This window comes from Flavihumibacter sp. CACIAM 22H1 (genome assembly GCF_001601815.1).
Classification (GTDB): Bacteria; Bacteroidota; Bacteroidia; order Chitinophagales; family Chitinophagaceae; genus Flavihumibacter.
On record NZ_LUKG01000122.1, the window covers coordinates 1 to 8,021 of the forward strand.

An 8,021-nucleotide genomic window follows, 5' to 3' on the forward strand; every position below is an offset into this window, starting at 1 on the left:
GCTCCTGTAAGGTGGGCGGAACCAAATCAAGGTATTCATCCCGAAAACTTAATATGGCCGATGGTTCCAACCCAATAATTGAACAATCATCCTCTACCACCGGAGCCAGAAGCTCAATGTTTTTGATGGCAATCTGTTTGGCACGTTTTACCAGTCCCTTTGATAAATGCGTACGCCCGCTTTCAATATGTTGCGGAATAATAACCTCATATCCCAATTTCTCCAACAGCTTAATACATTTCATGCCCAACTCCACATCATTGTAATTCGTAAACTCATCACAAAAAAAATACACCCTCCTCTTACCACCCTCCACTCTCTTCACCACTTCTCCCCTCTTTCCCCCTTCCACCCATTTCCTCAACGTAAACCGATGCAACGCCGGTAAATCACGTTCTGCAGCCATATTCAGCAGCTTCTTAAGAGGCCGGGCGAACAGCGATTGTTTCATCGACCAGTTATATATAGTAGGAAACTTGCTGGCAAATGCACTGAGCGCCGGAAATTCACCAATCATCCGGGCCTTTAGAGGTACGCCATGCAGCTCATAATACTGCTGCAGAAATTCGGCTTTTAATTTAGACACATCCACACTGGAGGGGCACTCTGCTTTACATCCTTTGCACGACAAACAAAGATCCATTGCTGCATGAATTTCCTCATGATCAAAAGCTTTTGCAGAAGGTTCGGCTGATAAAAACTGGCGTAAGAGGTTTGCCCTTGCCCGGGTGGTATCTTTTTCGAAGCGGGTAGCCATATAACTCGGGCACATAGTGCCACCTGCCCTATGTGTTTTGCGGCAATCACCCGATCCGGAACATTTCTCTGCAAGCGCAAGAATACCCCCTTCGCGCTCGAAATTAAAATGAGTAGTAACTTTTTCAGAAGGCGGATTTGCCGGCATGCGGAAATATGCATCCATCGGTGGAGCGTCGGTTATTTTACCCGGATTCAGAACTTGCTGAGGATCAAAAAGACGCTTTATTTCTTTACACAGCTCAAAACAACGATCGCCCAACATATAGGGAATAAATTCACCACGCAGTCGCCCGTCGCCATGCTCTCCGCTGAGTGAGCCCTTGTATTTTTTTACAATTGCTGCAGTGCCGGCTAACAGCTCCCTGAACTGTATCCTACCTGTTGCCGATTTCAGGTTAATAAGTGGCTCCACATGCAATTCCCCCGCGCCGGCATGGGCATAATAAGATGCCGTAAGGTTCATGGATTGCAACAATTCCTGCAGCTCATCTATATAGGCAGGAAGATCCTCCGGAGCAACGGCACAGTCCTCGATAAGGTTTACCGGCTGTGCATCTCCCTTTATATTTCTCAATAAACCCAACCCAGCCTTGCGTAAGTCCCAGGCTTTGTTAATAGATGACCCGGTTAATAACGGATAGGCATACCCTAACTGAAGAGATTTTAATTCATGTACAAAAGCAGCAGCTTTAGCCTGCATCTGTTCCAGTTCCGCTTCCATAAATTCTATCATCAACAGTGCAGCCGGCTCACCTTCAATAAAAAACCGGTTTTTCTGTTGTGCCGGATGATTTTTGGTAAACCCCAGTATAAGCGCGTCTACCAGCTCGCTGGCATAACAGCCGTGTTTAATAGCAATCAAATTTACCAGCAGCGATTCTTTCAGACTGCTGCAATGCACACACACCAACCCTTTTTCAGCAGGAGGTAATTCAAGCAGGTTTAGTTTGGCCTCGGTGATCATTGCAAGCGTACCTTCAGAGCCGGCTATCAAACGACAGAGATTAAAATCTTTTTTTCCGCCAAACGGATAAGAATCCAGCAGTGCATCCAATGCATACCCAGAATTTCTTCGCACCACCTTTTCAGCGGGGTAAGCTTCGCGAATGGCCTTTTGATTGGCAGTATCAGTTAGTATCCGGTCAATCTCCCGGTAGATCTGCCCTTCCAGGCCGGTCTGCTTTTTTTTGGCCTGCAGCGCTGTAGCATCCAGCGCTTTTACCAGGGCTTCTTCCCCGTTCGAAAGAATAACTTTTACTTCCAATACATGGTCCCGGGTAGTCCCCCAAACCATTGAATGTAAGCCGCAGGAATTGTTCCCGATCATTCCTCCGATCATAGCGCGGTTGGAGGTGGACGTTTCCGGTCCGAAAAACAACCCATAGGGCAATAGCAGTTCATTTAATACATCGCGCTCAATACCCGGTTGCACGCGTACCCATTTCTCTGCCTGGTTTACTTCCAGCAATGCGTTCATATGCCTCGATAAATCGATCACCAGGCCCGTTCCAACAACCTGCCCGGCTAAAGAAGTACCTGCGGTGCGGGGAATCATGGGAAGCCTGGCATCCCGACAAAATTTTACCAGTTTCACCAGGTCCTTTTCATGCCGGGGTACTGCCACGGCAAGCGGTATTTCCTGGTACACCGATGCATCAGTGGCATAGGCCATCTTTACTGCCCGATCTTCGGGCGAATCATCGAAATACAAGTCGCCCGATAATGCCTGTTTAAGGGCGGAAAAATCCAATTTATTGCCAGCTTCTACATTCATTTGTCAAATATCGAAACAATTTTACCAAGGTTAAAGAAGAGATAATTGGCTAAAACGTGCATATATCCGCAAATTATTGCATAAATCTATGTATATTCCAGAATAATTACGCATAAAATAGCACGCATTTAACCCTTCAAAATTTTCTCATGAACCGGTATCTTCAGCAATGTCATGAAATCGCCTCCAGGGAATCAAGGAATATAATCGGGCTTATGTCGGGCACTTCGGTAGATGGACTGGATATTGCTCTTTGCCGGATTTCGGGTGCTGGTATGGATACCCGGATCCAACTGAGAGAATTTACAACAATCCCCTACCAACCAGCCTTCAAAGCAGCAATAGCCAACGTTTTTTCGAAGAAAATGGTAGATCTGCAACAGCTTTGCCTGCTGAATGGATGGATCGCTGAACAGCATGCTGCCCTCATTCTGCAGGCGCTTTCCGATTGGAACATACCCACATCGGAAATAGATTTGATTGCCAGCCACGGGCAAACCATTTTTCATGCCCCAAAATCCTTACACCAGCTGCCAGATTTTGGCAATGGAACCTTGCAGTTGGGCGATGGCGACCACCTGGCGGTACGCACCGGTATACTCACACTTAGTGACTTCAGGCAAAAACATATTGCCGGTGGCGGAGAAGGGGCTCCCCTGGCAGCTTATGGCGACTACCTGATCTTTTCAAAAAAGGGCGAAAATCGGATCATGCTGAACATTGGTGGAATCGCCAATTTTACCTTCCTGCCCGGTGACCTTAACCCAGACCATGTTTTTTGCACCGATACCGGAACCGGTAATACACTTATGGATGCATTTATACAACAGGTATATCCGGGCACTTATTATGATGCCGATGCCACAGTAGCCTTACAGGGATCAATAAACGAACAACTACTGGCAGCCTTATTAGACCATCCCTTTTTCAGCCAGGGTTTTCCCAAAACAACCGGTCCTGAATTATTTAACCTGGCCTATTTATCAGCCGCCCAACAACGATCAGGAACAACATCTATTTCGGATTTCGATACCATGGCCACGCTCAATAGATTTTCTGCGGAAGGAATAGCACGCGCTATCAATACCCAGGTTAAGGAATTGGATCAATACCATTTTTATGTGAGTGGCGGTGGCATGCACAATCCTTTATTGATGAAAAACCTGCTTGCTTTATTACCGGGCGTTCAATTTAAACCTACTACTGTATTACAGATCAATCCGGATGCCAAGGAAGCGGTGCTTTTTGCCGTTCTTGCCAATGAATGGCTGACGGGTGGACGTGTGCAGTATGGGGAAGGTCGCAATGGTATTCCAACCGTATCAATGGGCAAATTGAGTTTCCCTGGTTGAGGGCGATTTTGTACCTTACTATAAATTTTTTACTATGCTCTCGAAAACCATGCAGGATGCGTTAAACAAACAGGTTCAGATGGAAGCGGAATCTTCCCAGGCTTACCTGGCAATGGCCTGCTGGGCCGATATACAGCCCGGCTTGCAGGGTGTTGCTGCATTTTTTTATAAACAATCTGATGAGGAAAGAATGCATATGCTGAAACTCATCACTTTTATCAATGAACGTGGTGGATTTGCCATGGTACCTGCATTGGAACAACCAATTCTGACTTTTCGCAGCCTGCAAACTGCGTTTGCGGAATTCCTGAAGCATGAATTAAAAGTGAGTGATAGCATTAACGACCTTGTTCACCAGTCTCTTTCCGAAAAGGATTATGCCACGCATAATTTCCTCCAGTGGTATGTTACTGAGCAAATGGAAGAAGAACGTACGGCCCGCACCCTTAATGAAAAACTGGAACTGATTGGTGAAGACAAAAGCGGCCTCTACCTGTTTGACCGGGATATTATGGCTTATCGGCCCAATGAAAAATAAGTAGTAGTTATAAACCGATACCGATATACGGAATGCCTGGATTAGCTGGGACTAATGTAATAGCAACTCACAGGGCTTTATGCCTGTATGTTTCTTAAATGCCGTAGAGAAATGGGAAATAGAAGAGTAACCCAGCATCATCGAAACTTCGGTAACACTCAGGCCTTTTTCGTATAGCAGGTAGCGCGCATGCTCCATCCGCTGGCTCTGGTAAAAATCAAAGACCGTGGTACCATACATTTCCTTGAACCCTTTTTTCAGGTAACATTCATTAATGGCTACTTTTTTGCTCAGCTCTTTGATGGTAATGGGTTCACCGATATGCTGCAATAAAACTTCACGTGCTTTTTCAATCTTTTCACGATCTGATTCATTCGCCAGGAATTTACAACTGAAGGCAACCTCCTCTTTTTCCCCTACCATACAATCGAGGCTGAACAACAATAACATCTGCATCTGTGCATTGATGAAGATATTCTCCATAGAGCCGTTATACTGGTGGTTGAGCAAGGTTTCCAAAACCGTGCGGGTTCTGCTGCAAAGTGAGAGGGCTTTTGAAAAAGAAGTACGATGCCGGAAACGGATGATATCATCCTGCAGGGTGTTCATATTGCCTGACCCGATAAACTGCGAAAGATGAGCCGGGCTAAAGACAAAACTCATCACATCCACACTGGGCGAGCGGTGTTCACAGGAACTGGTCAGGTTCACTTTACAACTATCGCATTCTGTCTGGTACTGCCGGCAATACATATTTCCTGCGATACAAAATCGAAGTTCCAGGTAATTCTGCTTTTCATCGGCCGGAACCCGGTGATACACCAGGAAACCCGTATCATCCATCTCAAATGGCATATTTTTCCGGTACCGCTGAATGGTATAATGCACCGAACCCGGAATCTGTTGCTCCCGCTGATGCAATAATTCCAACTCATTGTACATCACCGGCGCTTTCCGGGCTATGGATAATATATCAGGCGATTGAAACACGAACGGGCAAAAATAAGTAAGATTACTTAAATGGTGAGACATCGATACCCCCGCAGCTGTCACCCGACTGTCATTTCTCCCACCAGCCTACCGGCGGTTTTATCGGTGCAGTTCTCACAGTGCAGGGGCTTAGGTCTCAGGTCTTTTCCGTACATTTGCCAATAGTCATTTTTATACTTTAAAGCGTATTTTACCAAGTATTTATGAGTACAGAAATTCAGGAACAAACCCTTGCAAACAATAACGGATATGGGGCGGATAGTATACAGGTACTGGAAGGGCTGGAAGCAGTACGTAAACGCCCGGCCATGTATATTGGTGATATTGGGGTAAAAGGCCTGCACCACCTGGTGTATGAGGTGGTAGACAACTCAATAGATGAAGCTCTTGCCGGCTATTGTAAGAATATCATCGTTACTATACATGAAGATAATTCTATATCTGTAAGTGATGATGGACGTGGAATTCCCACCGCCATGCATACCAAGGAAAAGCGGAGTGCCCTGGAAGTGGTAATGACGGTATTACATGCCGGTGGTAAATTTGATAAAAACACCTATAAAGTTTCCGGTGGTTTGCACGGTGTAGGGGTAAGTTGCGTAAACGCCCTCAGTCGCGATCTTAAAGTAACTGTTCAGCGAGAAGGAAAAATCTTTGAACAGGAATATAAAATCGGGATACCGCAGTACGCCGTTCGAGAAATCGGCAACTCCGAAATTACCGGCACCAAAGTACATTTCTGGCCAGACGATACCATTTTCACTCATACCGTTTACAACCGCGAAATCCTGGAAGGTCGTTTACGGGAATTGGCCTTCCTGAACCGTAAAATCAATATCGTACTCAACGATCTGCGGGAACTGGACGAAAACGGTCAACATTATTCGGCTACTTTTTACAGTGAAGGCGGAATTACCGAATTCGTAGAAATGCTGGATGCAGCAGCCAACAGAACACCCCTTATTGCCAAAACCCTTTATGTAGAAGGGTATGATGAAAACACGCATGTGGCTGTGGAAGTTGCTCTTTCCTACAATAACGATTTTAAAGAGCATATTTTCTCATATGTAAATAATATCAATACCATTGAAGGGGGTACCCATGTTACCGGTTTCCGTCGTGCACTTACCAGGGTTTTCAAAAGTTATGGCGATAAAGAAGGCCTTTTTGAGAAAGCGAAAATTGAAGTAGAGGGAGACGATTTCCGGGAAGGCCTGAGCTCCATTATTTCTGTAAAAGTTCCGGAGCCGCAATTCGAGGGACAAACAAAAACCAAACTCGGTAACAGCGATGTAAGTGGTGTGGTAGAAACCACCGTTAGCCGCGCCCTGGAAGCTTACCTCGAAGAAAATCCGAAAGAAGCGCGGAATGTGATCTCCAAAGTAATTCTTGCTGCGCAGGCCAGGGTTGCTGCAAAAAAAGCCCGTGAAATGGTGCAGCGGAAAACCGTGCTTAGCGGTGGCGGTTTACCGGGAAAACTGGCCGACTGCTCAGAGCGCGATGCAGAGCGCTGTGAACTATATCTTGTCGAAGGAGACTCTGCAGGCGGAACGGCCAAACAAGGGCGCGACCGGAATTTCCAGGCCATTCTTCCACTACGCGGTAAAATTCTGAACGTGGAAAAAGCGATGGAGCATAAGATCTATGAAAATGAGGAAATCCGGAATATATACACCGCATTGGGTGTAACGGTCGGAACACCGGAAGACCCCAAGGCACTGAACCTTTCCAAACTCCGCTACCATAAGCTCATTATCATGACCGATGCCGATGTAGACGGATCCCATATCGCCACCCTTATCCTGACCTTTATTTACCGTTATATGTCCGAATTGGTAAAAGAAGGTTATGTATACCTGGCACAGCCCCCGCTTTACCTTGTTAAAAAGGGGAAAGACCAGGATTATGCCTGGGGAGAAGAAGACCGGAAAATGCTGGTAGAAAAATTTGGGGCCGGCAAAGAAGATAGTGTAACCATTCAGCGCTATAAAGGCTTGGGTGAAATGAATGCCACGCAGCTTTGGGAAACGACCATGAACCCGGATACCCGAACCCTTAAACGCGTAACGCTGGAAAGCGCTGCCGAAGCCGATATGGTATTTAGTATGCTGATGGGAGACGAAGTGGCGCCAAGACGTCAATTCATTGAATCTCACGCCAAATACGCCAAAATCGACATTTAATATTAAAATTTCCCTATTTATAAGCGTATTTCAAGGGCAGTCTAAGTTTTTTTGGCTAGCTTGTATGCGCAATTTTAACCATATTATTCATTCTTAAAATAGCTAAACATGGCTGATATTAAACTGACCGCATATAACGTAAAAACTAAAGAAAAAGGTGTTGAAATTAAAGATGCAGTGATCACAAAAACAGCCAGAGGCGGTTATATGGCGCAGGGCAATGATGGAAAAGGAAATAAACTCACCACTATGCTGGGTGAAGAAAAAGCACTTGCCGCTATTAAAGCCGGTATTGCTAAACAAGGCTGGTAATTAGTACTTCATTCAATAAAAAAAGCACCCTTCCGCTAACAGGAAAGGTGCTTTTTTTTTATTTTCAATTCCCGTGATTAAACGCTTCTGTTCATATTGGTGCTGTTGGAGCC

6 protein-coding genes are annotated in these 8,021 nt (G+C 45.6%); 4 read left to right on the forward strand and 2 right to left on the reverse strand.

The window, feature by feature from the left end:
• A partial coding sequence (locus A1D16_RS20490; protein ID WP_290713136.1) for an FAD-binding and (Fe-S)-binding domain-containing protein occupies nucleotides 1–2,533 on the reverse strand: 2,533 nt, incomplete at its 3' end.
• 149 nt (nucleotides 2,534–2,682) lie between these two features.
• Here A1D16_RS20490 and A1D16_RS20495 point away from each other — a divergent pair.
• A complete protein-coding gene (locus tag A1D16_RS20495; RefSeq protein ID WP_290713139.1) occupies nucleotides 2,683–3,885 on the forward strand; it encodes an anhydro-N-acetylmuramic acid kinase in 1,203 nt (400 codons plus the stop codon).
• A gap of 34 nt (nucleotides 3,886–3,919) precedes the next feature.
• Entirely contained in the window at nucleotides 3,920–4,423 is a 504-nt protein-coding gene (locus A1D16_RS20500; protein ID WP_290713142.1) for a ferritin, read from the forward strand.
• Nucleotides 4,424–4,474: 51 nt separating this feature from the next.
• Here A1D16_RS20500 and A1D16_RS20505 read toward each other — a convergent pair whose 3' ends face one another.
• Nucleotides 4,475–5,413, reverse strand: coding sequence for an AraC family transcriptional regulator (locus A1D16_RS20505; RefSeq protein ID WP_290713145.1), 939 nt, complete (start codon nucleotides 5,411–5,413; stop codon nucleotides 4,475–4,477).
• Nucleotides 5,414–5,616: 203 nt separating this feature from the next.
• Here A1D16_RS20505 and gyrB point away from each other — a divergent pair, with 203 nt between their 5' ends.
• Nucleotides 5,617–7,596 (forward strand): DNA topoisomerase (ATP-hydrolyzing) subunit B, encoded by a 1,980-nt coding sequence (gene gyrB / locus A1D16_RS20510; RefSeq protein WP_290713147.1) that lies wholly within the window; start codon nucleotides 5,617–5,619, stop codon nucleotides 7,594–7,596.
• Nucleotides 7,597–7,704: 108 nt separating this feature from the next.
• A complete protein-coding gene (locus A1D16_RS20515) occupies nucleotides 7,705–7,908 on the forward strand; it encodes a hypothetical protein (protein WP_039133489.1) in 204 nt (67 codons plus the stop codon).
• Nucleotides 7,909–8,021: the final 113 nt, after the last annotated feature.